Source organism: Microbacterium canaveralium, from assembly GCF_047238045.1.
Classification (GTDB): domain Bacteria; phylum Actinomycetota; class Actinomycetes; order Actinomycetales; family Microbacteriaceae; genus Microbacterium.
The window spans coordinates 2,154,355-2,179,770 of sequence record NZ_JBDFMA010000003.1; the positions used below are offsets into that span (position 1 = coordinate 2,154,355).

General features: G+C 71.2%; 20 protein-coding genes. 6 read left to right on the top strand and 14 right to left on the bottom strand.

Going from position 1 to position 25,416, the window contains the following annotated elements; all coding sequences use genetic code 11:
• Nucleotides 1–58: 58 nt before the first annotated feature.
• The gene (locus ABC271_RS11310) at nt 59–1,240 is read left to right on the top strand and encodes a glycoside hydrolase family 3 N-terminal domain-containing protein (protein ID WP_412924963.1); all 1,182 of its coding nucleotides are present in this window, start codon (nt 59–61) and stop codon (nt 1,238–1,240) included.
• A 112-nt stretch (nt 1,241–1,352) separates the two neighbouring features.
• A complete protein-coding gene (locus ABC271_RS11315) occupies nt 1,353–5,564 on the top strand; it encodes a DUF3418 domain-containing protein (protein ID WP_412924964.1) in 4,212 nt (1,403 codons plus the stop codon).
• Nucleotides 5,565–5,626: 62 nt separating this feature from the next.
• On the opposite strand, the gene ABC271_RS11320 is transcribed toward ABC271_RS11315, so the two are convergent.
• Nucleotides 5,627–6,112: a MarR family winged helix-turn-helix transcriptional regulator gene (locus tag ABC271_RS11320; protein WP_412926144.1), complete on the bottom strand. Its 486-nt coding sequence runs from the start codon at nt 6,110–6,112 to the stop codon at nt 5,627–5,629.
• Between the two features lie 49 nt (nt 6,113–6,161).
• Here ABC271_RS11320 and ABC271_RS11325 point away from each other — a divergent pair, with 49 nt between their 5' ends.
• Complete coding sequence (locus ABC271_RS11325; RefSeq protein WP_412924965.1) at nt 6,162–7,058, top strand: DMT family transporter; 897 nt, start codon at nt 6,162–6,164, stop codon at nt 7,056–7,058.
• 22 nt (nt 7,059–7,080) lie between these two features.
• Here the strand turns inward: ABC271_RS11325 and ABC271_RS11330 are convergent, their stop codons facing one another.
• The 8 genes from ABC271_RS11330 to ABC271_RS11365 all read right to left on the bottom strand — a co-directional run bounded on the left by ABC271_RS11330 (nt 7,081) and on the right by ABC271_RS11365 (nt 17,068).
• Nucleotides 7,081–7,902, bottom strand: coding sequence for a hypothetical protein (locus ABC271_RS11330; protein WP_412924966.1), 822 nt, complete (start codon nt 7,900–7,902; stop codon nt 7,081–7,083).
• On the bottom strand, nt 7,899–8,564 hold the full coding sequence (locus ABC271_RS11335; RefSeq protein WP_412924967.1) for a LuxR C-terminal-related transcriptional regulator: 666 nt from the start codon (nt 8,562–8,564) through the stop codon (nt 7,899–7,901). Before ABC271_RS11335 ends, ABC271_RS11330 begins: the two co-directional genes overlap by 4 nt.
• Nucleotides 8,552–9,859, bottom strand: a complete 1,308-nt coding sequence (locus ABC271_RS11340) for a sensor histidine kinase (protein WP_412924968.1) — start codon at nt 9,857–9,859, stop codon at nt 8,552–8,554. Before ABC271_RS11340 ends, ABC271_RS11335 begins: the two co-directional genes overlap by 13 nt.
• Before the next feature lie 166 nt (nt 9,860–10,025).
• Nucleotides 10,026–11,285, bottom strand: a complete 1,260-nt coding sequence (gene mmsB, locus ABC271_RS11345; RefSeq protein ID WP_412924969.1) for a multiple monosaccharide ABC transporter permease — start codon at nt 11,283–11,285, stop codon at nt 10,026–10,028.
• Nucleotides 11,272–12,798, bottom strand: a complete 1,527-nt coding sequence (mmsA, locus tag ABC271_RS11350; protein ID WP_412926145.1) for a multiple monosaccharide ABC transporter ATP-binding protein — start codon at nt 12,796–12,798, stop codon at nt 11,272–11,274. The genes mmsB and mmsA overlap by 14 nt, the downstream gene beginning before the upstream one ends.
• Before the next feature lie 142 nt (nt 12,799–12,940).
• Nucleotides 12,941–14,044, bottom strand: a complete 1,104-nt coding sequence (gene chvE, locus ABC271_RS11355) for a multiple monosaccharide ABC transporter substrate-binding protein (protein ID WP_412926146.1) — start codon at nt 14,042–14,044, stop codon at nt 12,941–12,943.
• Nucleotides 14,045–14,359: 315 nt separating this feature from the next.
• Nucleotides 14,360–15,394 (bottom strand): LacI family DNA-binding transcriptional regulator, encoded by a 1,035-nt coding sequence (locus ABC271_RS11360; protein ID WP_412924970.1) that lies wholly within the window; start codon nt 15,392–15,394, stop codon nt 14,360–14,362.
• Nucleotides 15,395–15,745: 351 nt separating this feature from the next.
• On the bottom strand, nt 15,746–17,068 hold the full coding sequence (locus ABC271_RS11365) for a M20/M25/M40 family metallo-hydrolase (protein WP_412924971.1): 1,323 nt from the start codon (nt 17,066–17,068) through the stop codon (nt 15,746–15,748).
• A gap of 92 nt (nt 17,069–17,160) precedes the next feature.
• Here ABC271_RS11365 and ABC271_RS11370 point away from each other — a divergent pair, with 92 nt between their 5' ends.
• On the top strand, nt 17,161–18,144 hold the full coding sequence (locus tag ABC271_RS11370; protein WP_412924972.1) for a Gfo/Idh/MocA family protein: 984 nt from the start codon (nt 17,161–17,163) through the stop codon (nt 18,142–18,144).
• A gap of 41 nt (nt 18,145–18,185) precedes the next feature.
• Nucleotides 18,186–19,049, top strand: coding sequence for an NYN domain-containing protein (locus ABC271_RS11375; RefSeq protein ID WP_412924973.1), 864 nt, complete (start codon nt 18,186–18,188; stop codon nt 19,047–19,049).
• 14 nt (nt 19,050–19,063) lie between these two features.
• Here ABC271_RS11375 and ABC271_RS11380 read toward each other — a convergent pair whose 3' ends face one another.
• On the bottom strand, nt 19,064–19,690 hold the full coding sequence (locus ABC271_RS11380) for a hypothetical protein (RefSeq protein WP_412924974.1): 627 nt from the start codon (nt 19,688–19,690) through the stop codon (nt 19,064–19,066).
• A gap of 4 nt (nt 19,691–19,694) precedes the next feature.
• Nucleotides 19,695–21,284 (bottom strand): ATP-dependent DNA ligase, encoded by a 1,590-nt coding sequence (locus tag ABC271_RS11385; protein WP_412924975.1) that lies wholly within the window; start codon nt 21,282–21,284, stop codon nt 19,695–19,697.
• A gap of 171 nt (nt 21,285–21,455) precedes the next feature.
• Here ABC271_RS11385 and ABC271_RS11390 point away from each other — a divergent pair, with 171 nt between their 5' ends.
• Nucleotides 21,456–23,117 carry a RecQ family ATP-dependent DNA helicase gene (locus tag ABC271_RS11390; protein ID WP_412924976.1) on the top strand — a complete coding sequence of 554 codons (1,662 nt, stop codon included), beginning with the start codon at nt 21,456–21,458 and terminating at the stop codon, nt 23,115–23,117.
• A gap of 163 nt (nt 23,118–23,280) precedes the next feature.
• Here ABC271_RS11390 and ABC271_RS11395 read toward each other — a convergent pair whose 3' ends face one another.
• The 3 genes from ABC271_RS11395 to ABC271_RS11405 are packed head-to-tail and all read right to left on the bottom strand — an operon-like array spanning nt 23,281 to nt 25,378.
• On the bottom strand, nt 23,281–23,685 hold the full coding sequence (locus ABC271_RS11395; RefSeq protein ID WP_412924977.1) for a DoxX family protein: 405 nt from the start codon (nt 23,683–23,685) through the stop codon (nt 23,281–23,283).
• 47 nt (nt 23,686–23,732) lie between these two features.
• Entirely contained in the window at nt 23,733–24,500 is a 768-nt protein-coding gene (locus ABC271_RS11400) for an LLM class flavin-dependent oxidoreductase (RefSeq protein ID WP_412924978.1), read from the bottom strand.
• Nucleotides 24,497–25,378: an LLM class flavin-dependent oxidoreductase gene (locus tag ABC271_RS11405; protein ID WP_412924979.1), complete on the bottom strand. Its 882-nt coding sequence runs from the start codon at nt 25,376–25,378 to the stop codon at nt 24,497–24,499. Before ABC271_RS11405 ends, ABC271_RS11400 begins: the two co-directional genes overlap by 4 nt.
• Nucleotides 25,379–25,416: the final 38 nt, after the last annotated feature.

Below are 25,416 nucleotides of genomic sequence, written 5' to 3' on the forward strand. Positions count from 1 at the left end.
GGGCATCACGCCGCGGGCGCGGTCAAGCCCCGGCCCCGCTGCGCGTTCGCGCCGGATGATGAGCGACCATCGAAGGGTGAAGAACGCCACGCGGTCGATGGTCCTGCTCCTGCTCGCCGCCGTTGCGTTGAGCGGGTGCGTGCCCGAGCCCACCCCCACGGCGACCGCCACCGCGGTCGCCACCCCCACCCCCAGCCCGACGCCGACACCGACACCGACGCCCGACCCGCTCGCGGGCATGAGCCTGCCCGACAAGGTCGGCCAGCTGTTCATGGTCGGGACATCGGTCGCCGGCGCCGATCCGACGACGCTCGCCGCGGTGCGCGACGACCACATCGGCGGCATCTTCCTGCACGGGCGTTCGGATGCCGGCATCCAGGCCACCGCCGACCTCGTCGCCGGGTTCACCTCCGCCGTCGGCGCCGGGCGACCCGAACTGTGGGTGGCGACCGACCAGGAGGGCGGCGACGTGCAGGTGCTGTCGGGGCCCGGATTCGATGGCATCCCGTTCGCCCGCGATCAGGGTGAGTGGGACGACGCGGGGCTCCGGACCAACGCGGCGGTGTGGGGACGCCAGCTCGCCGAGGCCGGCGTCACCATGAACCTCGCCCCGGTCGCCGACATCGTCGACGGTCCGGACGCCGCGCAGAACAATCCCCCGATCGGGCAGCTCAACCGTCAGTACGGGTACGACGGCGCCACCGTCGCGGCGAAGGCCGGAGCGTTCGCGCAGGGGATGCGCGACGGCGGCATCCTCCCGACGTTCAAGCACTTCCCCGGCCTCGGGCACGTGAGCGGGAACACCGACACGCGCACGGACGTCACCGACGACGTCGTGACCCCCGACGGGCCGGACGTCGGGGTGTATTCGATGGTCCTCGGCCAGGGGCCGGCCCTCGTGATGGTCTCGACGGCGATCTACACCCGCATCGACCCGAGCGCTCCGGCCGCCTTCTCCCCCACCGTCGTGGGAATACTGCGCAACAGCGTGGGCTTCGACGGGGTCGTCACCGTCGACGACCTCTCGGCCGCGCAGCAGGTGCAGCCCTGGACGCCCGCGGACCGGGCGACCCTCGCGATCGACGCGGGCATCGACCTGCTGCTGGTCTCGGCCGACCCCTCGGTGTACCCCGAGATGCATCAAGCGGTCCTCGCCCGGGCGCAGGCTGATCCGGCGTTCGCCGCGAAGGTGGATGACGCCGCCCGCCGCATCCTGGTCGCCAAGGCCGCCATGCCCTGACCGGGCCGCCCGCCGCACCGCCCGGTGCTGGACGCCGGGCGCCGGGAGGCCGGACGCCGGACGCCGGGCGTCGGGACGCCGGCCGGACCTCATCGCGATAGGCTGGAAGGCTGTGTCCGTCGAACCCGTCATCGTCTACCCGCCCGAGCTGCCCGTCAGCGCCGCGCGGGACGAGATCGCGCGCGCGATCCGCGACAACCAGGTCGTAATCGTCGCCGGCGCGACCGGCTCGGGCAAGACGACGCAGCTGCCGAAGATCTGTCTCGAGCTGGGACGCAGCTCGATCGCGCACACCCAGCCGCGCCGCATCGCCGCGCGGACCATCGCCGAGCGCATCGCGGAAGAGATGCAGGTCCCCCTCGGCTCCACCGTGGGTTACAAGGTGCGCTTCACCGACAAGGTGTCGGCCGACACCCGAGTGACGCTCGTGACCGATGGCATCCTGCTCAACGAGATCCATCGCGACCGTCTGCTGCGCCGGTACGACACGATCATCGTCGACGAGGCCCACGAGCGGTCCCTCAACATCGACTTCTTGCTCGGGTACCTGCGGCGCATCCTTCCGCAGCGGCCCGACCTCAAGGTGATCGTCACGTCGGCGACGATCGATCCCGAGAGCTTCGCCCGGCACTTCGCTGCCCCCGCCACCCAGCCCGGCGGCGAGCCGGTGCCCGCGCCGGTGATCGAGGTGTCAGGGCGGACCTACCCGGTCGAGATTCGATACCGGCCCCTCGACGGCGCGGACGAAACTCCGGAGAATCCGGATGCCGAGGAGCCCGCGGCCCCCGCGCATCGCGGCAGCGCCGGCCACAAACCGTCGAAAGTCAGGAGTTCGGCCCGGCCCGGGCGCGACGCCGACGACGTCGACGAGGTGGGCGCCGTCGTCGCGGCGCTGCGCGAGCTGGACCGCGAGTCCGCGGGCGATGTGCTCGTGTTCTTCCCGGGCGAGGCCGAGATCCGGGATGCCGCGGACGCCATCCGCGGGGCGTACCAGAAGGATGCCGCGCCGACCGAGGTCCTCCCCCTCTACGGCCGCCTCTCCGCCGCCGAGCAGCACCGGGTCTTCGAGCGCTCCACGGTCGCGGGGGTCCGCCGTCGCGTCATCCTCGCCACCAACGTCGCCGAGACGAGCCTCACCGTGCCCGGCATCCGGTACGTCGTCGACACCGGGACCGCGCGCATCTCCCGCTACAGCAATCGCTCGAAGATCCAGCGGCTGCCGATCGAGGCGGTGTCGCAGGCGTCGGCGCAGCAGCGCTCGGGCCGCGCCGGGCGCACGTCGCCGGGCATCGCGATCCGGCTGTACTCGGAGGAGGACTTCCTCCGCCGTCCCGAGTACACCGAGCCGGAGATCCTGCGGACGTCCCTGGCCTCCGTCATCCTGCAGATGCTCTCGCTGGGGTTCGGCGACATCCAGGCGTTTCCGTTCCTGACACCGCCGGACTCCCGGGGTGTCAAGGCCGCGTTCGACCTCCTCGTCGAGCTCGGCGCCGTGAAGCTCCCGGCGCCGGGGTCACGGGGCGCCGATGTATCGCGCGACCGCGACGTCCGCGGCGACGGCGACCCGTCACGGCAGCGGAGCGGGCGCGGCGACGAGCGCGGCCCGCGGCTCACCGGCATCGGCCGCGAGATCGCCCGGCTGCCGATCGACCCGCGGTTCGCCCGCATGCTCCTCGAGGCGCGCGATGCCGGCGTGCTGCCGGAGGTCATGGCGATCGTGGCGGGGATGTCGATCCAGGACGTGCGTGAGCGTCCCGAGGAGCGGCGCGAGGAGGCCGACCGCTTCCACGCGCGCTTCACCGACCCGGCCAGCGACTTCCTCTCGCTGCTGAACCTGTGGGAGTACCTGCAGGAGAAGCAGGCCGAGCTCGGCTCGAGCGCGTTCCGGCGACTGTGCCGCAGCGAGCACCTGAACTACGTGCGCGTGCGCGAGTGGGTTGACGTTCACCGCCAGCTCTCGTCGCTGCTCGGCGCGGGGCGCGGCGAGGCGGGGCGCGGGGCAGGCGGCCGCGGTGGCGCGAAGAACAATGTCCCACTTATGGCCGGTTCGGGCCGCTCCGAACGGCAACATTCGGGACACGCACCGTCAGGAGTGGGACGAGAGGCGCGCGGAGACGCCCCCGAGGGGCACGCGCAGGGGGATGCCATCCACCGCGCGATCCTGTCCGGGCTCCTGTCGCACCTCGGCATCCTGGATCCCCGCACGATCGCCGCGCCGAAGGACCGCAAGACGCCGGGCGACGGCCGCCCCAGCAAGGGCGAGTACATCGGCGCCCGCGGAGCCCGGTTCGCGATCTTCCCCGGGTCGGGGCTGAAGAAGAGACGTCCCTCGGCGGTCATGGCGGCCGAGCTGGTCGAGACTTCTCGCCTGTTCGCCCGCACCGTTGCGGCGGTCGACCCGGCGTGGGCCGAGGACCTCGCCCCCGAGCTCGTCAAGCGTTCGCTGAGCGAGCCGCACTGGTCGAAGGATGCCGGCTCCGCCGCCGCCTACGAGAAGGTGACGCTCTTCGGGGTCGAGCTCGTCGGACGACGCCGGGTTCAGCTCGCGCGTTTCGACCGCCCCCTCGCGCGCGAGATGTTCGTGCGTCACGCGCTGGTCGAGGGCGAGTGGGACCCGTCGGTGCTGGACAAACGCCTCACGGCGTTCCTCCGCCGCAACCAGGAGCAGCGCCGCCTGCTCGAGAAGATCGAGGAGCGCGAACGCCGCCGCGACATCCTCGTCGGCGACGAAGCGGTGTTCACGTTCTACAACGCGCGCATCCCCGCCGACGTCACCGACGTCCGCTCGTTCGAGACGTGGTGGAAGGATGCCTCGCAGCGCACGCCGCATCTGCTCGACCTGCGCGAGTCCGACCTCACCGGTGACCGCGCGCAGGGCGATGACCGGGCGTTCCCGGCACGCTGGCGGCAGGGCGATCAGACTCTGAACCTCGCCTACCGCTTCGAACCCGGCGCCCCCGACGACGGTGTCACGGTCGTCGTGCCGCTGCCGCTCCTCGCGCAACTGCGCCCGGACGGATTCGACTGGCAGGTGCCGGGGATGCGCGACGAGCTGGTCACCGCTCTGCTGCGCGCCCTCCCCAAGACGATCCGGCGCAACGTCGTGCCGGCGGCGGACTGGGCGGAGAAGTTCTCGGCCGAGCTCGCCGAGAAAGGCCCCGAGCACGCGAACGGGCTTCCGAAGGCAACGCTCGTCGACGCTTTGGCGGCGCAGGTGCAGCGGGTCGCGAATCAACGCGTGAGCGCCGCCGACTTCGAACTCGACCGCGTACCGGGCCATCTCATGATGTCGTTCCGCGCGGTGGACCCGCGGGGACGCGCCGTCGGCTCCGACCGCGATCTCGCTGCCCTGCAGCGTCGGCTCGCCGACCGCGCGCGCTCCAGCGTCGAGTCGACGATCGCGCGGCCGAACGCCAAGGCCGCGGCGCGGGTCGCCGAGGCATCCCCCGCGTTCGCCTCCCGGACGAAGCTCACGACGTGGGATCTCGACGAACTCACCGAGGTCGTCGACACTCCCGTCGCGGGCGGCGTCGTGCGCGGCTACCCCGCCCTCGTCGACGAGGGAGACAGCGTCGCACTGCGGGTGGAGGCCACCCCCGAGGACGCCGCACGGCATACCCGGGCCGGTATCCGTCGCCTGCTGCTGCTGGCCGTCCCCTCGCCCGCGTCGTACGTGCTCGACCACCTCACCGCGAACGAGAAGCTGGCTCTCGCCGCCTCGCCGTATCAGAACGCCAAGGCGCTCATCGAGGACGCGCGGGTCGCGGTGGCCGACGACGTGCTTCAGCGCGCGGCATCCACCGGGATCGTCCGCACGCGGGCGGAGTTCGAGAGCGTGCGCGACGCGTTCTCGGCGGCGTCGGTCGAGCAGACGTTCCAGGCCGTATCGCTGGTCGCCCGGATCCTGCTGGCGCAGCGAGACGTGGAGCGGGCGATGAAGGATGCCTCGTCGATCACGCTGCTCGGGGCTCTCAACGACGTGCGGGGGCAGCTGCAGGGCCTCGTCTTCCCCGGCTTCATCTCGCGGACGGGGCTCTCCCGCCTGGCGCACCTGCCGCGCTACCTGGCGGGAGCTCTCGAGCGGGTGAAGACGCTGTCGGACAACCCGGGCCGCGACCGTCAGCGGATGACGGAGTATGAGCGCGCGGCCGCGGGTTTCGTCGAGGCGGGCGGAACGATGCCGCTCCCCGCCGACGCCCCGGCGAACCTCGTGCAGACGCGCTGGCTGCTCGAGGAGTTCCGGGTGAGTCTGTTCGCCCAGCGCCTGGGGACCGCCGAGCCGGTGTCGCCCCAGCGGCTGGCGAAGGCCCTGAAGGGCGCGTGAGGGGTCAGTTTTCGTCGCCCGGAAGCGGTCCAGGCGACAGAAACTGACCCCTCACGCCTGCATCAGACCCCCAGCGCCCTGCCCCACGTGCGCAGCAGCGCTTCGAGGTCGGCGCGCTGAGCACGGCTGAGGGACTCGAGCAGCCGCTGTTCGTTGCGCACGTGGGCGGCGAACGTCTCGTCGATGACACGCACACCCGCGGGAGTCAGAGCGACGATGCGTCCGCGTCCGTCGTCGTCGCTCCCCCGACGGACGACCAGACCGGATGCCACGAGCCGGTCGACGCGTTTCGTCACCGCACCCGTGGTCACCATCGTCGTGCGCGCGAGCTCGCCCGCCGCACAGGCGTAGGGCTCGCCCCGGCGGCGCAGGGCCGCGAGGATGTCGAACTCGCCCTCCCCGAGCCCGTGATCTCGATAGACGCGAAGCAGTTCTTCGCGGAGGCGGTCGGCGACGCGGTGCAACCGACCGATGACCTGCAGGGGCGAGACGTCGAGGTCGGGCCGTTCGTCGCGCCATTCCTCCACGATCCGGTCGACGCGATCCATGTCGTTCACGCCGCCCACTTTACCTTCCCTGGAAGCTACAATGTCTTCCGTGGAAACTATCTGGCGTGCGGTCGCCATCACCGCCGTCGCTCCGATCGCCTGGGGCGCGACGTACGTCGTCACGCGGCACCTGCTCCCCGCCGATGCCCCGCTGTGGGGCGCGGCATTGCGCGCTCTGCCCGCCGGCGTCCTCCTCCTGCTCTTGGCCCGCCGGATGCCACGCGCAGCGTGGTGGTGGAAGGCGCCGATTCTCGGCGCCCTGAACTTCGGCGGCTTCTTCGTCCTGGTGTACATTGCCGCGCAGCTCCTGCCCTCGTCGGTTGCGGCGTCGATCATGGCGCTCGCGCCGTTGGTGCTTGCCGGTCTCGCCTGGCCTCTCCTGCGGCAGCTCCCGACGGCACGCTGGGCCCTCGGCTCGGTCCTCGGCATCGCCGGGGTGGTCCTCATCGTGGGGCTCAGCGCCGGCGGCGTCTCCCCCGCCGGGGTCGTGGCATCCGCGATCGCGCTCTCGTCGTCATCGCTCGGCGCCATCCTCACGACACGGTGGCGAGACGACACACCGCTCCTCGCTACGACGTCGTGGCAGCTCACCGCCGGTGGGATCGCCCTGACCGCCGTGGCGGCCGTCGTGGAGGGGCCGCCTCCGCGAGTGGATGCCACGGGGGTCGCCGCCTACGCCGGGGTCGCGGTCGTGGCCACGGCCCTCGCGTTCGTGTGCTGGTTCACCGGACTGCGGCTCCTGCCGGCGGGAACGGTGGGAGTGATCGGACTGCTCAACCCGGTGACCGGCGTCCTCCTGGGCATCGCGGTCGGCGGGGAGTCACTCGGCGCGGGCCAGGTCATCGGCATCGTGGCGGTGCTCGCCGCCATCGTCGCCTCCCGCCCGCACAAGCGCGTGAGAGGTCAATCTCTGTCGCCCGGGGGCGACCCAGGCGACAGAAACTGACCCCTCACGCAACAGCGCCGGGTCAGGACGTGCGCAGCGTCACAGAACCGATCGTCGCCTGCACGTCGACGCGGGGCGTCGCGGTCGGCGAGGTCCGCAGGGAGTTGTCGACCGAGCCCGGGCCCTCGCTGGTGAGGCGGTAGGTCTCGTCGGGAAGCCCGATGTCGGCCGAACCCGCCGTCACCTCGACGCTCGTGCGCGCGGGAGCCGCCCCCGTCAGATCGGCGGTGAGGTCGCCGCCGGTGACCTCGAACGTCGCCGCGTCGGCGCCGTCGACGTCGGCGGTGATCGACCCGCCGGAGACGCTGAGGGTGAGTGCGCTGGCGCCCCCGGACAGCGTTGCGGCCCCGCCCGTGACCTGAACGTCGACGTTCCCGTAGTCGCCGGTCAGATCGAGGGTGCCGCCCGCGACCTCGACACGGAGGTCGAGGTCGGCGCGCTCCAGTGACTGCGGGAGGGTGAGCGTCGCCTGCGAGCCGCTGCCCCAGTCCGCGAACGAGCGGCGAGGCGACGAGACGTGGAGGGTGTTCCCCCGACGCTCCAGCGTCCAGGCGCCCGCGCCTCCGCCGCTCAGCTCCGCGTCGGAGACGTCGTCGTAGGAGATGCTCAGCGCTCCCCCGGCCAGATCGACGTCCAGGTCGCGCACCCCCTGCACGTCGCTCTGCTGCAGCGGCGGTCCCGCTTCGCTGCCGCGAAGGTCGTACGCGGCGCTGATGCCCGTGCTCACGAGCGTGCCCAGGATGACGCAGCCGCCCACGATGATCGTGCCGATCGCAACGGCCAGCGCACCCTTGGACCGCGCGGGTGCGGCGGGCTTCGGATCGGTCGGGGTCTGAACGGTCATGAGGACGCTCCGATGGTGTCGTGGCCCAGGTGGACCAGGGCGGCGATGACGCGACGGTTGCCCGTCTCGTCCTGCTCGAGACCGAGCTTGGTGAAGATCGCGGTGATGTATTTCTCGACGCTGGCGGGCGAGACGAACAGGGTCTGCGCGATCGCCTGGTTCGAGCGCCCTTCGGCGATCAGGGCGAGCACCGCGCGCTCGCGCTCGGTGAGCGACTGGAGTCGGTCATCGCGGCGTCGACGGGCCAGCAGCTGACCGACGACCTCCGGGTCGAGCAGGGTGGCTCCCTCGGCGATCCGCGCCACGGCTTCGAGGAAGTCACGCACGTCGGCGACCCGGTCTTTCAACAGGTAGCCGAGCGAGCCCTGACCGTCGGCGATGAGGTCGCTGGCGTAGCGCTCCTCCACGTACTGCGAGAGCACGAGGACCGCGAGCCCGGGATGCCGTGACCGCAGCGCGATCGCCGCACGGATGCCCTCGTCGGTCCAGGTCGGCGGGAGCCGCACGTCGAGGATGCAGAGGTCGGGGGTGGTCTCGGCCACGGCGTCCTCGAGCCCGGCCGCGTCCGCGAGCGCGGCGACGACCTCGTGGCCGTCGTCGGCGAGGAGGCGGACGAGCCCCTCGCGCAGCAGGACGGAGTCCTCGCAGATCAGGATGCGCACGGTACCGTCACCTCCACCGAGGTCGGGCCGCCCTGCGGGCTGTCGATGCGAGCGGTTCCCCCCGCCGCCGTGACGCGGTTGACGATGCCGTCGAGCCCGCCGCCGGGGACGACGCGTGCGCCGCCCAGACCGTCGTCCTCGACGCGCGCCCACAGCGACCCGTCGTCACGGACACGCACGTCGACGCGGCAGGCGCCGGCGCGCGAGTGCTTGGCGGCGTTGGTGAGCGCTTCGGCGATCGAGAAGTACACCGCCGCCTCGGCCGCTCGGCTGCACCGTCGAGGAAGGCGCACGTCGATGGTCACGGGGATGTGCGACCGTGAGGCGAGCGCCGACAGGGCGGCATCCAGCCCTCTGTCCTCGAGGACGGACGCGTGGATGCCACGCGCCAGCTGTCGCAGCTCCGTGATGGCCGACTTGGTCGAGGCGTGCGCCTCGGCGACGAGCGCCTTGGCCGCCTCCGGGTCGTCGTCGATCTTCGTCTGCGCGAGACCAAGGGTCATGCCGATCGAGACGAGGCGGGGTTGGACGCCGTCGTGAAGGTCGCGTTCGATCCGGGTGCGCTCTACTTCGGCCGCTCGGACGGCGCCGGCGCGGCGCGTGTCCGACGTGCGCGCCTGCTCCTCGAGCTGCGCTTCACGGGAGGGGACGAGGATCGCCCGGACGAGCACTCCGTGCAGCAGGCCGAGGCCGACCAGCGCGCCGGTGGCGACGAGGGCGACCAGCGCCCCGACGAGCGGGGCGGCCAGGCCATCGAGCGGGAGCAGCCCGAACAGGCGTGTGTGGCTCCATCCGAAGATCGGGCTGGCGACGAGGGCGAGCCCCCAGGCGACCGCGCCGACGAGGACGAGCGTGACGAGGCCGAGCACGGTCGAGACGGTGAAGGACGCCACCGCCCGCCACTGCCGCGCGTCGATCGCCTGCAGCCAGATGGTGTGCAGCACGCCGACGAACCCCGGCTTGGGGCTGCGTCGCACGCGCAGGGCGGGGAGGCCGAAACCGTAGAGGCCGTCCACCCGCGCCAGTTCGAACCAGGCGACCGCGAACAGCGCGTAGACGAGACCGGCGAGCACGACGACGCCGATCAGAACGGCGAATAACAGGCCGACGCCCGCGCCGAGCAGGCTGAAGAGCCCGCCGAAGACGGCCGGGCCGATCATGCCGAGAGCGGCGAGCTGCGCGATCGCGCCGGCGACGTGCCCGGGCGAGGAGATACGCACCGACGTCCGCGGCAGCGCGCCCGGGGGCGCGGGCAGCGGCGGCGGCGAAGGAGGAAGGACGGATGCCGTGGTCATGTGTCCCACGGTAGGACGCCGCCCGCACCGCGGTCAGCCGGGCATCCCGCGTCTTCGTTCGGGTTTTCCCGAATGCCGCCTTCCCGCTGCGCCACCCGGCACACGGCCCGGGAAACGACGGACGCCCCGCCGCACGAGGCGACGGGGCGTCCGGGGACGGGGTGGATCAACCGCGGGTGCGGTTCTTGTTCCACACGTCGAAGGCCACGGCCAGCAGCAGCACGAGACCCTTGATGAACTGCTGCACATCGGTCGAGATGCCCATGAGCGACATGCCGTTGTTGAGCACACCCATGACGAGACCACCGGCGATCGCGCCGACCACGCGGCCGACACCACCCTGCACGGCGGCGCCACCGATGAACGAGGCGGCGATGGCATCCAGCTCGAAGAGGTTTCCCGCGCCGGGGCCGGCCGAGTTCAGGCGACCCGTGAACACGATGCCGGCGAGGGCCGCGAGCACGCCCATGTTGACGAACAGCAGGAAGTCGACGCGGCGCGTGTTGATGCCCGACAGCTTCGCGGCGGTGCGGTTGCCACCGATCGCGTAGATGTGACGGCCGAAGACGCTGCGGCTCATGACCGTCGAGTACCCGATGACGAGGATCGCCAGCACCACGAGGACGATCGGCGTCCCGCGCGAACCGGGCGCGACACCCAGCAGGTAGGTGAGGTAGGCGATGAGCGCACCGCCGCCGATGACCTTGACCAGGAACGCCGCCATCGGCTCGTTCTGCAGCTCGAGCGCGGCGCGCTTGGCGCGCTGGCGCACCTGCGAGAAGACGAACAGCACGAGCGTGAGGACGCCGAGGGCGACCGTGATCCACTCCGCGGGCGACGTCGCCGCGGGGAAGAGCTCCGGGAACAGGTAGCCACCGCCGAGCTGACGGTACTCGGTCGGGAACGGCGTGATCTGCGTGTTGCCGAGCGTCATCTGCGTGAGACCGCGGAACAGCAGCATGCCGGCCAGCGTCACGATGAACGCGGGGATGCCGACGTACGCGACCCAGAAGCCCTGCCACATGCCGACCACCGCGCCGAGCACGAGGGAGAGCAGGATGCCGAGCCACCAGGGCATACCCCACTGCACGATGAGCACGCCCGAGACGGCACCGACGAAGGCGGCGACCGAACCGACGGACAGATCGATGTGGCCGGCGATGATGATCATCACCATGCCGATCGCGAGGATCAGGATGTAGCTGTTCTGGACGATGATGTTCGACACGTTGCCCGCGGTGAGCAGACGCCCGCCGGTGAGGGCCTGGAACAGCAGCACGATCACGATCAGCGCGATGAAGATGCCGATCTCCCGCAGCCGCGACGTGAAGAACTGCACGATGTTGCCGGTTCCCCCGGCGGCACCGCCGACGGGTCCCTTCGGCGTCGCCGGCCCCGTCTGGGTCGTGGTGTTAAGCGCTGACATGGTCGGCTTCCTTCTCCTTCGTCATGAGCACCATGAGGGCCTCGGGTGTGGCTTCTTCGATGGGCAGCTGGCCGGTGATGTGGCCCTCGCTGAGGGTGTAGATGCGGTCGCAGATGCCGAGCAGCTCAGGCAGCTCCGAGGAGATGACGAGCACCCCCTTGCCCTGCGCCGCGAGGGAATTGATGATCGTGTAGATCTCGTACTTCGCGCCCACGTCGATGCCGCGGGTCGGCTCGTCGAGGATCAGCACCTCCGGGTCGGAGAACAGCCACTGCGACAGCACGACCTTCTGCTGGTTGCCGCCGGAGAGCTTCCCGACCACGACGTCGACCGTCGGCGCCTTGATGTTCATCGACTTGCGGTACCGGTTCGCGACGAGGTACTCCTCGTCACCGTCGACCCAGCCGCGCTTGGTGAGCTTGCGCATTCCGGCGAGCGAGATGTTCCGCTTGATCGTGTCGATGAGGTTGAGGCCGGCGCCCTTGCGGTCTTCGGTGACGTACGCCAGTCCGCTGCGGATCGCGGCGGGGACCGTAGAGGTGTCCGCCTTCTGCCCGCGGATGTAGACGTTGCCGGAGATCCGGGAACCGAAGCTCTTGCCGAACACGCTCATCGCCAGCTCGGTGCGGCCCGCGCCCATGAGACCGGCGATCCCGACGACCTCGCCCGCGCGCACGTTCAGGTTGGCCTCGTGGATGACGACGCGACTGGCATCCGTCGGGTGGTGAACGGTCCAGTCCTCGATGCGGAGGACTTCGTCACCGATCTCGACGTCCCGGTCGGGGTAGCGGTTCTCGAGCTCGCGACCGACCATGCCACGGATGATGCGGTCCTCGCTCGTGCCGCCGGTGGCCACGTCGAGGGTCTCGATCGTGCGACCGTCGCGGATGATCGTGACCTCGTCGGCGATCGCGCGGATCTCGTTGAGCTTGTGGCTGATGATGATCGACGTGATGCCCTGCCCCTTGAGGTGGCGGATCAGGTCGAGCAGGTGCTCGGAGTCGTCGTCGTTCAGGGCGGCCGTCGGCTCGTCGAGGATGAGGAGCTTGACGTCCTTCGACAGCGCCTTGGCGATCTCGACGAGCTGCTGCTTCCCCACGCCGATCTCGTTGACCGGGACGTCGGGGCTGTCGCCCAGACCCACGCGGGCGAGGAGCTTGGATGCCTCGCGGTTCGTGGCATCCCAGTCGATGAGGCCGCGGTGGGTGATCTCGTTGCCGAGGAAGATGTTCTCCGCGATGGAGAGGTAGGGGCTCAGCGCGAGCTCCTGGTGGATGATGACGATGCCGGCCGCTTCGCTGTCACGGATGTCCTTGAACTCGACGGTCTTGCCGTCGAAGACGATCTCGCCGCGGTAGTCGCCCGCGGGATAGACGCCGCTGAGCACCTTCATGAGAGTGGACTTGCCGGCGCCGTTCTCGCCGCAGATGGCGTGCACGGTGCCGCGGTCGACGGTCAGGGACACGTCCGCCAGGGCGATGACGCCAGGGAACTCCTTGGTGATCGAGCGCATCTCGAGGATGGTGCTCACGAGGTCCTCCTTGCAGGGCCGGCTCGCAGCCGGTGAGGGGTGAGGGAACAGGGGCCTCCGCCGCGCCCGAACAGGTCGGTCGCGGCGGAGGCGGTGCGGGAGGGCCGGAGCCCTCCCGCGGGGATCACTTGAGGTCGTCGGCGGTGTAGTAGCCGCTGTCGACGAGGACCTTCTCGTAGTTGTCCTTCGTGACGATCGTGGACTCGAGCAGGTACGAGGGAACGACCTTCTCGCCGTTGTCGTACGTCTCGGTGTCGTTGACCTCGGGCTCGGTGCCCTTGCGGATGTCGTCGACCATGGTCACGGCCTGCTTGGCGAGCTCGCGCGTGTCCTTGAAGATCGTCGAGTACTGCTCACCCGCGATGATCGACTTGATCGAGCCGACCTCGGCGTCCTGACCGGTGATGACCGGCAGCGCGTTGGCTGCGTAGCCGCCCGAGGTCAGAGCCGAGATGATGCCGATCGAGAGGCCGTCGTAGGGCGAGAGAACGCCGTCGAGCTTCGTGCCGCCGATGACGGTGAGGATGTTCTCCATGCGCTTCTGCGCGGTTTCGGGCAGCCACCGGAGGATCGCGGCCTGGCCGAACTCGGTCTGGCCGGAGGGGACCTTCAGCACGCCCTTGTCCATGTAGGGCTGGAGCGTGTCCATCGCGCCCTTCCAGAAGAAGGTGGCGTTGTTGTCGTCGGGGCTACCGGCGAACAGCTCGACGTTGAAGGGACCCGCGGCACCGGTCTCGGCACCCGAGGCGTCCAGGACGCCCAGGCCCGTGAGCAGCGACGTGGCCTGCTGCACGCCGACCTTGTAGTTGTCGAAGGTCGTGTAGTAGTCGACGTTCTTCGTGCCGTTGATGAGGCGGTCGTACGCGATGACCGGGATCTTCGCGTCGGCGGCCTGCTGCAGGACGTCGGTGAGGGTGGTGCCGTCGATCGAGGCGATGATCAGGGCCTTGGCGCCCGAGGTGATCATGTTCTCGATCTGCGAGACCTGGGTGGGGATGTCGTCGTTGGCGTACTGGAGGTCGACCTGGTAGCCGAGGTCTTCCAGCTGCGACTTGACGTTGTTGCCGTCGGCGATCCACCGCTCCGACTGCTGCGTCGGCATGGCGACGCCGATGATGCCGCCGGCTTCTGCCGCGTCTCCGCCGCCGCTGCCGGTACGGTCGCCCGCGCAGCCCGCGAGGCCGATGCCGAGCGCAAGGACGCCCGCCCCCGCGATCGCCTTGAGCATGCTGTGCTTCTTCACTCTGGTTCCCTTCGTTGGGTTTGATGTCACGGTCTCTTCACACGAAGCCGACCGCTGCAGCGCGGACGGCACGCCGGTCACGCGGCCGTCGGGGCGAAACGAGGCCGGTCGGCGAGGCGGGTTCAGTGCATCGTTCGAAACGTCTTCGTCTCGACGGAGTCGCTCCGCAGCGAGTCCCGTCGGCGTTGTGTGGGCGGTCATGTGACCGTTCACATTGTGTGTGTGATGCTACCCCGCGTATCGCCGCCGCTGTCAAGTCCCTGTGCGTTCGTCGACCAGCCGTTGCCAAACCGTGACGTGTCAGCGGCTGGGCGGAGCGGTCGACGAGCGCACGATCAGCCGCAGATGATCCGGTTCGGGGATGGTCGGGTCATCGTGGGAAACACCCAGATCAGTGAGGAGATCCCACATGGCGCGCTGACCGATTCCGGCGAAGTCCTGGCGCACGGTGGTCAGCGGCGGCCACAGGTGTGCGGCCTCCGGAACGTCGTCGAATCCGACCACTGAAATGTCCTCCGGGACGGATCGCCCGATGGCGCGCACGGCGTGCATGAAGCCCAGAGCCATGTGATCGTTGCCCGCGAAGACGGCCGTGGCATCCTCGGTCCGGAGCAACTCCAAGCCGGCCTCGAAGCCGAACTGGGCGGTCCAGTCCCCCAGGACCGGCGGACGCGGCGACAGATCTTGCGCGTCCATCTCGGCGAGGTACCCGCGCATACGGTGATCGGCCTCGAGCCAGTCGCGGGGGCCGGCGATGTGCAGGATGCGGGTGTGCCCGAGGTCGACGAGGTGGCGCACGGCCGCCCGCGCCCCCGCGACCTGGTCGTTGAAGGTCGCGGTCGGGGTCGCGGGCCCCGTGGACGACACGATCCGTACGGGCACAGGAAGCTTCATCTCGTCGAGGATCGGCACCACGCGGGTCTGAGGTGCGACGGCGATGAGTCCCTCGATGGACTGCGCGACGAGGTGATCGATCGAAGCCCGCACGTCGTCGGGGGCGCTGGTGCCGAGGTTCGTGAGGGTCAACCGGTAGCCGGCGCGGCGCGCCGCGGATTCGGCCGCCTGCACCATCGCCGAAACGCCGTGGGTGGTCGTGCGCGGACCCAGAACTCCGATGAGCCGCGTGCGGCTCGTCGCCAGGGCGCGGGCGGCCTGGTTCGGGACGAACTTCAACTCCGCAATCGCTTCGCGTACGCGCGCCGCGGTCTCCGGGCGCAGTTGCGGGCTGTTGTTGATCACGCGCGAAACGGTCTGGTACGACACCCCGGCCAGACGTGCCACGTCGCGGATGCTGGGCGCCTTGGCCGCGGCATCCGGGATGTCGGTCTCGCTCATCGATCTCGCTTCTTTGCGTCGCCGATCGCGTCGTGACCGGTCACACGAGAATAGCCGACGCGCGCTGGGCCCCCCGACGCCGCGGTGTTCGCCCTCGTCCCCGGGGTGCTCCGGCGGGTCCGCCGGGCCGCGCTCCGGGGTCGCCCCCCGAGGGTCCCTGGATCGCCGAGACTTCATCGCGCCGACAAGTCCCTTGCAGCCTGCAAGGGAGTTGTCAGCCCGATGAAGTCTCGGGGGCAGATGCGGGGCGGGGTGGGGGCGGGCGCGCGCGGGCGGGCGGGGGCGGGCGCGCGCGGGCGGGCGGGCGGGCGGGCGCGGGCGGGCGGGCGCGGGCGGGCGGGCGGGCGGGGGTCAGGATGCCAGCAGAGCGCGGTAGAACCGGATGCCGCGGAGCCACACCTCGACGCGGATGCGCTCGTCGGGTGCGTGCAGCGCGTCGCGCTCGGCCCGCGTGAGGTGGAACGGGGTGAACCGGTACACGTGCTCGGTGAGGCCGGTGTAGAAGCGGCTGTCGCTCGCCCCGAGCTGCAGATACGGCAGCGTCACGACGTCTTCGCCGAGCGTCTCCCCCACCGCCGAGGCCAGGCGCCGCCAGGGCTCCCCCTGCCAAGGCGATACCGGCGACGGGTCTCCCCCGTGCCGCACCTCGATGTCGATGAGGGGATCGGCGATGGCGCGGCGCAGGTGGATCGCGGCATCCGCGACCGTGTCGCCCGTGAGCAGACGGACGTTGACCGTCGCGCGGGCGGTCGTCGCCAGGACGTTGTCGCCGGCCGATCCCTCGAGGCGGGTCACGACGGCGGTCGTGCGCACCAGCGCGTTCGTCTCCGGTCCGAGGAGGGCGAACGCCGCGGTCAGCGCCGGTCCCGTGATCTCCGCGCGACGGAACACCGTGCGCAGCGGCTCGGGGGCGTGGGCGGCAGCCGTGGCGAGCATGGCGCGCACCGGGGGCACGAGTCGGCGCGGGAAGGGGCGTCGGCGAACCCGGTCGATCGCGCGCGCCAGACGCGCCGTCGCCGGGAAAGGCGGCGGGGTGGAGGCATGGCCTCCGGCCTCCCGTGCGACGAGGTCGAAGGTCACCGTGCCGCGCTCGGCGACACCGATCATGGCCGTGGGCACGACGAGGCCCGGGAGCGCCCCCTCGACCACCGCGCCGCCCTCGTCGAGGACGAGCGCCGGATGCACGCCGCGGTCCGCGAGGATCGCCGCCATGGCGCGGGCCCCTTCCCCGAGGGTCTCCTCGTCGTGGCCGAACGCCAGCCACACGTCGGCGCGGGGAACGACCCCGTCCGCCAGCGCCGCCTCGACCGCCTCCAGGATCGCGACGAGCGCGCCCTTGTCGTCGATGGCGCCCCGTGCGTAGAGGGTGGCGTTCTCGCCCTCCCCCTCCACGGCGGCGGCGAACGGGTCGCGTGTCCACGGCTGTCCGGCGGTGTCGACGACGTCCTGGTGGGCGAGGAGCAGCAGCGGCTCGGCGCGGGATCGCCCCGCCCACCGGTACAGCAGCGAGTGACCCGCGACGATCTCGCGGTCCAGGTGGGCGTGCACCAGCGGGTACAGCCGCTCCAGCGCCGCACGGAACTCATCGAAGCGCGCCGTGTCGGTGCGGACCGGGTCGACGTGCGACACGGTCGGGATGGCCAGCAGCTCGCGGAAGCGCTCGACGGGCGTCATGACGCGAGCCTACGCGGGCGGCATCCGTCCTCGCCCCTTCGCGTGACGGCCCAGCGCGACGCGCCACCCGCCCGCGCCGATACGGTGGAGCCATGACCGGACTGCACTGGGGCATCCTCGCAACGGGCGGCATCGCGCACGCCTTCACCTCCGACCTCCGCACCGCGGGTCTCGACGTCACCGCCGTCGGGTCGCGGTCGATCGAGAGCGCTCAGGCGTTCGCCGACCAATTCGGCATCCCGCACGCGCACGGCTCGTACCAGGAGCTGGTGGCCGACCCCGATGTCGACATCGTCTACATCGCGACTCCCCACCCCGGCCACCTCGAGAACGCGTTGCTCGCCCTCGACCACGGCAAGCACGTGCTGGTCGAGAAGCCGTTCACGCTCAACGGGGAGGAGGCGGCCATGATCCGCGACCGCGCCGCGGAGAAGGGCCTGCTCGCGATGGAAGCGATGTGGACGCGGTATCTGCCGCACATGGTGCGTATCCGCGAGATCCTCGCGGCCGGCACCCTGGGCGACGTGCGCGTCGTCTCGGCCGATCACACGCAGAAGATCTCCACCGACCCGCGGCACCGGCTGAACGCCCTCGAACTGGGCGGCGGCGCTCTGCTCGACCTCGGCATCTACCCCGTCTCGTTCGTGGTGGACGTGCTCGGTCTGCCCGAGCGCGTCACCGCCATCGCGCGGCTCTCCGACGCGGACAGCGACGCCGAGGTCGCCACGGTGTTCGCGCATCCCGGCGGCGCCCTGTCGACCACCGTGTCGTCGTCGCGCGGGGCCGGCGCGAACGTCGCGCAGATCGTCGGCACCGAGGCGCGGATCGAGATCGACCGCGTCTGGTACACCCCGACGACGTTCCGCGTCGTCGGCCCGGACGGCACCGTCCTCGAAGAGTTCGACGGCGCCGTGGAAGGTCGCGGCATGCAGTTCCAGGCCCTGGCGGCCGAGCGGCTCGTCCGTGACGGTGCGACCTCGAGCGACGTCCTGTCGATCGATGACACCGTCTCGATCATGGGCGTCCTCGACGAGGTACGCCGCCAGATCGGTGTGGTCTACCCCGGCGGACGCTGAGCCGACTACCCGTCGGGCTCCGCGCGGGAGAGACTGAGGGCATGCCGGATTCCCAGACCGCCCGCGTCGCCGTCTACCTCGACTTCGACAACATCGTGATGTCCTGGTACGACCGCGTCCACGGGCGAAACGCGTACTCGCGCGACCGCCAGAAGATCGCGGAGAACCCGATGGATCCCGAGATCGCCGAGCGCCTCACAAAGGCGACGATCGACGTCGGCGCGATCATCGACTACGCCGCGTCGTTCGGCACCCTCGTCCTCACGCGGGCCTACGCGGACTGGTCGGCCCCGGTCAACGCGGAATACCGGTCGCAACTCGTCGCTCGCGCCGTCGACCTCGTGCAGTTGTTTCCCGCGGCGGCATACGCCAAGAACGGCGCCGACATCCGGCTCGCAGTGGATGCCGTGGAAGACATGTTCCGCCTCCCGGACCTCTCGCACGTCGTCATCGTCGCGGGCGACAGCGACTATGTGCCCCTGGCCCAGCGGTGCAAGCGCCTCGGCCGTTACGTCGTGGGCGTCGGAGTCGCGGGCTCGACCGCAAAGTCGCTCGCCTCGGCGTGCGACCGGTTCGACAACTACGACAGCCTCCCCGGCATCCCGAAGCTCGCCGACACGAAGAAGGATGCCGCGCCCTCCCGCCCGCGGGCACGGAAGCGCTCACAGGATCCGGCGGTCAACCTGCTCGAACGCGCCATGCAGCTCGAGGGGGAACGCTCCGACGGCGAGTGGCTGCACGCGTCGGCCGTGAAGGATCTGATGAAGCGACTGGATCCGTCGTTCAGCGAGAAAGCGCTCGGGTTCCGCAGCTTCTCCGACTTCCTCAAAGCGCAGACCGAGCACGTCGAGGTGGACGAGGACTCCAATATCGTTCAGGTGCGGGCGGTCGCTCGCACCGCCTGACGCCCGCCTACCCCTCAGCGGCGCTCCGCGCCCGGCGCGACGTGAGCGAGGACGCTCTCCCACACGGAGGAGAGTGTGACGTGGCCGTTGATCGTGTCGAGCTCGTCGGCCCCGATCACCTCGATGCGGGCGGTGGGGATACGACCGAGGTACCAGGCGGCGTCGTCGACGTCGGCCGGCCCGTCGCCACCGACGATGATCAGCGTGTCGGCGACCACGTCATCGAGGAGCGGCGTGTGGATGTCGCGACTGAGCGGGTCGGAGGGGCTTTCGACCCCGACGATCGCCAGACGATCCACGACCCCGCCCATCGCGGCCGCGAGATGGATCGCGAGCGGTCCGGCGGATCGTTCGCCGACGAGCCCCACCGTCGTGCCGGGTGCCTCGCGCTCCAGGAGGTCTCGGAGAGCGTCGACGGTGAGTCCGGCCGGCGTCTGACCGCCGAAGGCCGGTGGATCCTCGAGCTCGGGAGCGTCCAGTCCCACCGCGACGATCCGGACGTCGAACCCGGAGGTGATGCGGACGTCAGGGTCGATCGTCGAGACGTCTCCGGTGCGCAGCACCATCACCGCCCGCGGAGCGCCCGGCGTTCCGAAGCTGCGGTACTCGAGTTCTCCGTCCAACCACGGAACACGGCTCATCAGGTCATCCCTCCGCGGGCATCGCGCCCGAATCATCTCGCGGTGCGGTCGTCTCGGCCGGCGCCGCGCCCATCCCGAGGAGGAGCGCGCGCAGCGTGTCGATGGTGTCGGCCTCCGCGGCCGGCTTGTCGGGACGGTACGCCTTGACGCGCGCGAAGCGCAGGGCCACGCCGCCCGGGTAGCGGGTCGACCGCTGGACGCCATCGATCGCGATCTCGACGACGGTGTCGGGCGCGACGCGGATACCCCCGGGCACGTCACCGATCTCGCGTTCGGCGAAGTGGACCGTCTGCCAGCGCAGCAGGTCGTCGGTGAGGCCCTTGAAGGTCTTGCCGACCATCACGAATCCGCCCGGATCACCGAAGGCACCGCCGGGATCTCGTGCACCGAGGTGAAGGTTCGAGAGCCACCCCGAGCGCCGGCCGGAGCCGCGTTCGACCCCGAGAACGACGAGATCGAACGTGTGCACGGGCTTGACCTTGAGCCAGCTCTTGCCGCGCCGACCCGCGGTGTACGGAGCGTCGACGGCCTTCACCATGACGCCTTCGTGGCCGGCCCGCAGCGCCGCGCGAGAGAACTCGTCGGCCGCGTCAGGATCGTCGGTCACGATCGAGGGGATGCCGAACCCGGGCGCGATGCGGCCGAGTTCGGAGCGGCGCACCGACAGGGGCTCGTCGATGAGGTCGCGGCCGTCGAGGTGCAGGAGATCGAAGAACCACGGGCGCAACGCGATCTCGCGGGCGGTCTCGGCACCGAAACGGGCCATCGTCTCCTGGAACGGCCGCGGTCCCCCGTCGTCGTCGAGCGAGAGGGTCTCGCCGTCGAGGATCGCATCGGTCACCGACAGCGTCCGCACGGCCTCGACGATCTCGGGCACGCGGTGGGTGACATCGGCCAGCGTGCGCGTGAACACCCGCACGTCGTCGCCTCGTCGGTGCACCTGCACCCGCGCTCCGTCGAGCTTGTACTCGACCGAGGCGAGACCCGTGAGCGTCAGGGCCTCCGCCACGGAGGTGGCGGTGGAGGCCAGCATGGGCTGCACGCCGCGACCCACGACGAGACCGACGGATGCCAGCTCGTCAGCCGTCCCCGTGAGCGCCACCGCCGCCGTCTCGCCCAGGTCTCCAGACAGCATCGCCGCGCGGCGCACGAGCGTTCCCTCGCGATCGGCGGCGCGTGCGATCGCGTCGAGGAGCACGCCTTCGAGCGCCCCCGTGCGCAGCTCGCCGGTCATGATGCGCACCAGCAGATCCCATTCGTCGGGCGTCGCCTGCGCGGCCAGCTCGTCGAGCAGCGTGGTCCGCGCCGCGGCGGACCCGTTACCGGAGATCTCGACCAGCCGGGAGAACGCGGCGTCGATGTCGGCGACCGTGAGCGAGGCGGAGTCGGCGTGCGCGCGGCTCCGCGCGGCCAGCGTGCGCCACCCGACCCCCAGACGTCCCTGGCGTGGCGCGGCAGTGAGGAGCCCGACCGCCGGCACGATCTCGTCGGGCGTCAATCGCTCCAGAACCTCGGCGAGCGCGTCGACCTTGGCCAGGCGCGATCGCGTGGCGGCGACCGTACCGAGCGCGACCTGCAGATCACCGAAGAGCATGTCGGCATCCTGGCATCCCCCTCCGACATCGCCGGGCCTCTTGCGCTCTCGGAATCCGGATGCCAGCGCCCTCGAGGCGCGCCGACGGATCACACGACGTCGTCTTCCGCAACCCCCGACCGACAGGTCCGCTCGTATCGTGTGCTGGATTTCCCCAAGAAATGAGGTCCCGTGAACGCTCCCGCCACCGCCGAACAGTCCGCCCGCACCGCCCGCGAGGCCTTCGGATGGGATGCGTTGCTGCCGGGTCAGGCCGAGGCGATCGATGCCGTGGTGGCGGAGCGGGACACGCTCGTCGTCTTCCCCACGGGCGCCGGGAAGTCGGCCGTGTACCAGATCGCCGGATGCGAACTGGGTGGGGTGACGGTCGTCATCTCGCCGTTGCTCGCGCTGCAGCGCGATCAGATCGCCTCGATCGACGCCGCGCCCGACGCGCCCGCGGCGGTCGCGCTGAACTCCCGCACGGCGGCGCGGGCACGGACGGCCGCATGGGCCGCGATCGAGAGCGGTGACCCGGTGTATGCCTTCTTCGCCCCGGAGCAGCTGGCCAACCCCGAGGTGTTCGACCGGCTGAAGAAGGCCGACGTGCGTCTCGTCGTGGTGGACGAGGCGCACTGCGTGTCGGCCTGGGGGTTCGACTTCCGCCCGGAGTACGCGCGAATCGGCGACGCCGTCGCCGCGCTCGGGCACCCTCCCGTGCTGGCGTTGACGGCTACGGCATCCGGTCCCGTCCGTGACGACATCGTCGCGAGCCTCGGCATGCGCGACCCGCACCTGGAGGTGCGCGGGATGGACCGTCCCGAGATCCACCTGTCGGTCCGCCGTCACGAGCACGACGCGGATAAACGCCGTGCGGTCCTGCGGGATGTGATGGATGCCGACGGCCCCACGCTGCTGTACGTGGCCACCCGCAAGGAGACCGATGCCTACGCGGCCGAACTCGTCGAGCAAGGACGTCGCGCCGCGCCGTACCACGGGGGCATGGCGCAGAAGCGTCGCGACGAGGTGCACGCCGCGTGGAGCGCGGGTGAGCTCGACGTCGTCGTGGCCACCTCGGCGTTCGGGATGGGCGTCGACAAGCCGGATGTCCGGTGGGTCGTGCACGCCGACGTGACCGAGTCCCTCGACGCCTACGCCCAGGAGATCGGTCGGGCCGCGCGCGACGGGCAACCCGCGCGCGCCGTGCTGCACTACCGCGCCGAGGACTTCTCGCTGCGCTCGTTCTTCGCCGGCGGGCGGAGCCGACGCGCGGACGTCGCCGGGGTCTGGGACGCGTTACTGCACGGCGACGCGCCGATGCGCACCCGGGACATCGCCGACGAGAGCGGTCGCTCGACGCGGGTGATCGGGCGCGTGCTCACCCAGCTCGTCGCGTGCGGGCTGGCCGTGTCCGGCCCCGAGGGCATCTCCGCGGCCTCGACCGTGTCCGCGGGCGAGGCGGTGGCCGCCGTGCGCGAGCGCGACGAGGCGGAGGAACGTATCCGCACCTCCCGCATCGACATCATGCGGGGGTTTGCCGAGACGGTCCGTTGCCGCCGCCGCGCACTGCTGGAGTACTTCGGCGTCGCCGCCGCCGAGCAGTGCGGCATGTGCGACCGCTGCGACGCCGCCGCTGCCCTCACCCACACGGAAGAACCCGCGGAAGCCGTCAGGGAGCCGGGGAGCGGCGACCTACGCGTCGACTCCGTCGTCGACCACCACGAGTGGGGAACCGGAACCGTCATGGCCGTCGAGGCCGACCGCCTCACCGTGTTCTTCCCCGATCACGGCTACAAGGTGCTGGCGCGCTCCGCTTTCGACCGCGGCATCCTGGAGCTCGGCGACGCCGCCTAGCGGGTCGCGCGTTCCACGGTTCTTCGGGCCGCAGTCCCCTCGCCGAGCGCGCGCTCCGCGGTTCTCGGGCCCCATCCCCCTCGCCGAGCGCGCGCTCCGCGGTTCTCGGGCCGCATCCCCCTCGCCGAGCGCGGGCTCCGCGGTTCTCTGGCCCGCGCGCAGCTCACTCGCGCGTCGACCACCAAGCCCAGGCGATGAGCGGCACCTGGAGGAACAGCCTCACGAACCGGGCGCGATCGCTGCTCAGGCCCGGAGCCGACCGCCCCGTGCGCCACTGGTGCACGTTCCCCGGGAACACCGCCACGAAGAACGCCGCGATCGTCGCGCCGACACGCCGACGTTCCCTCGGCAGCGCGACGAGCCCCACGCCGAGCAGCACCTCCGCAGCCCCGGATGCCACCACGATGGCGTCCTTGTCGGTGCGCAAGAGTCTCGTCGCCCAGTCCGGAACCACGATCCGGTAGCCGCGTCTGCCCCACGTCACGTGGCTGACCCCCGCGGCGACCAGCAGCGCGGTCAGCGCACCGCGGGCGACGGAGCGAACGGGGAGACCTCGACGTCGTGGCATCCGGTCAGTCTGCCAGCCGAGGACGGGGCGGGGGCCGTGCGTCGACGTCAGAGCGGTGTGGGTCCGGTCCGCCGCACGAAGTCCACGTACGCCTCCACGGTGTCGTCGGGGACGATCGCGCGCAGGACCACCTCGTCGACCGCAGCCGTATAGGCCTCGAGAGCGCCGCCGAGTTCGTTGACGTCGCGGATCGTGGTGTCGGCGGCATCCACCCCCATCCGTGCGAAATTCGCGGCGTAATTCGGGGAGGACGCGTATCGCGCGGTCTCGGCGTCGAGCCGCGCGCGAGCCGCATCGACGATCGCCGTGCGCACGTAGACCGCCACGAAGGCTTCGGCGCCGAGAGCCTCGGCCTGGGCTGCGGCCTCCGTGGGCGGCACCCAGTTCAAGAGCACACCTTCGGCGAGATCAGCGCCGAGGCGTCGCATTCTCGGCCCGAGCGCACCGACGAGCACGCGCGACAGTCCCGCGTCGTGGAGCACCGCGATCGCCTCGCGCACGCGGGCGAGCGCCCCCTCCTTCGCCATGCCCGAACCGATGCCGACGGTGAGGCGGTCGGTCGGCAGGCCCAGGGATGCCACCGCGGAGACGATCTCGGCGGCCGGCCGACGATCCACGGGGACGACGCCCGTCGCCAGATGCAGCGTCCGCGTCACGCCCGCGGCGGCGGCCAGGGCGGCGAGCGCGTCGCCATCCGGCGTGTCGTTGATCCACAACGTGTGGAATCCCGCCGCTTCGACGGCCGGCGCGATCTCGGCGACGGCGGCGGGACCGAGCGAGCCCGCGAGACCGATCGAGACGACACCGCGCGTCACGACACGCCTCCCGCGGCCGGCAGCGCGACGGCGACCTGACCCACGGCGGCGAAGAAGACATGCAGGTCGACGTCGTCGGTGGGGAGCAGCACGACGTCGTCCACCCCGGCAGCCTGGAAGCGCGCGACGCCCTCGGCGACCTCGCTGACCGACCCCGCGAGCGCGCGCTCCGCGGCATCCGGCCGGTCCTCGAGCACGGCGGAGACCCTCTCGGACGCCCCGGGGCCGAACGCCGTCAGGACGTACGCGACCACGTCGGGAGCGCCCTCGCGTCCCGCCTCGGTCCAGCCCTCGCGGACGGTGCGCACGGCCTCGGCGATCTCGTCGACCGTGTGACGGCTGTCGAGGATCACACCGTCGGCGACGGCACCGGCGAGGTGCAGCGTCTTCGGTCCTTCCGCGGCCGCGTACACCCGCGGCGGGACGACCGGCGGCCAGTCGAGCGAGACGTCGCGCAGCCGCACGTAACGCCCCTCGGTGCTGACGGTGTCGCCGGCCAGGAGCGCACGCAGAGCGGGCAGTTGCTCCTGCATGAGGGTGAGCGGCGAGGCGGCCTTCGCGCCGATCTGCCGCATCCAGTCCTGCACGCCGTGTCCGAAGCCGGGCAGCAGGCGCCCCGGGAAGATGCGCTCGATCGTGGCGACCTCCATCGCCGAGGCGGCGACGTTGCGCAGCGGGAACGGCGCGATGCCGACGCCCACGCGGAGGTGGTCGGTCGCGGCGAGCGCCGCCGCGGCGGCCGCCCACGCCGACGAGCGGAAGCAGTCCTCCCACAGCCAGAGCTCGGGCACGCCCTCCCCCTCGGCCACCCGGGCGGCCTCGCGCAGTTCCTCGGGCGGGTGCGGGTACGGGCTGAAGATCGTGCCGATGCGACTCATACCCCTACTCTGCCGTGCCCCACTGACATTCGGCAGCG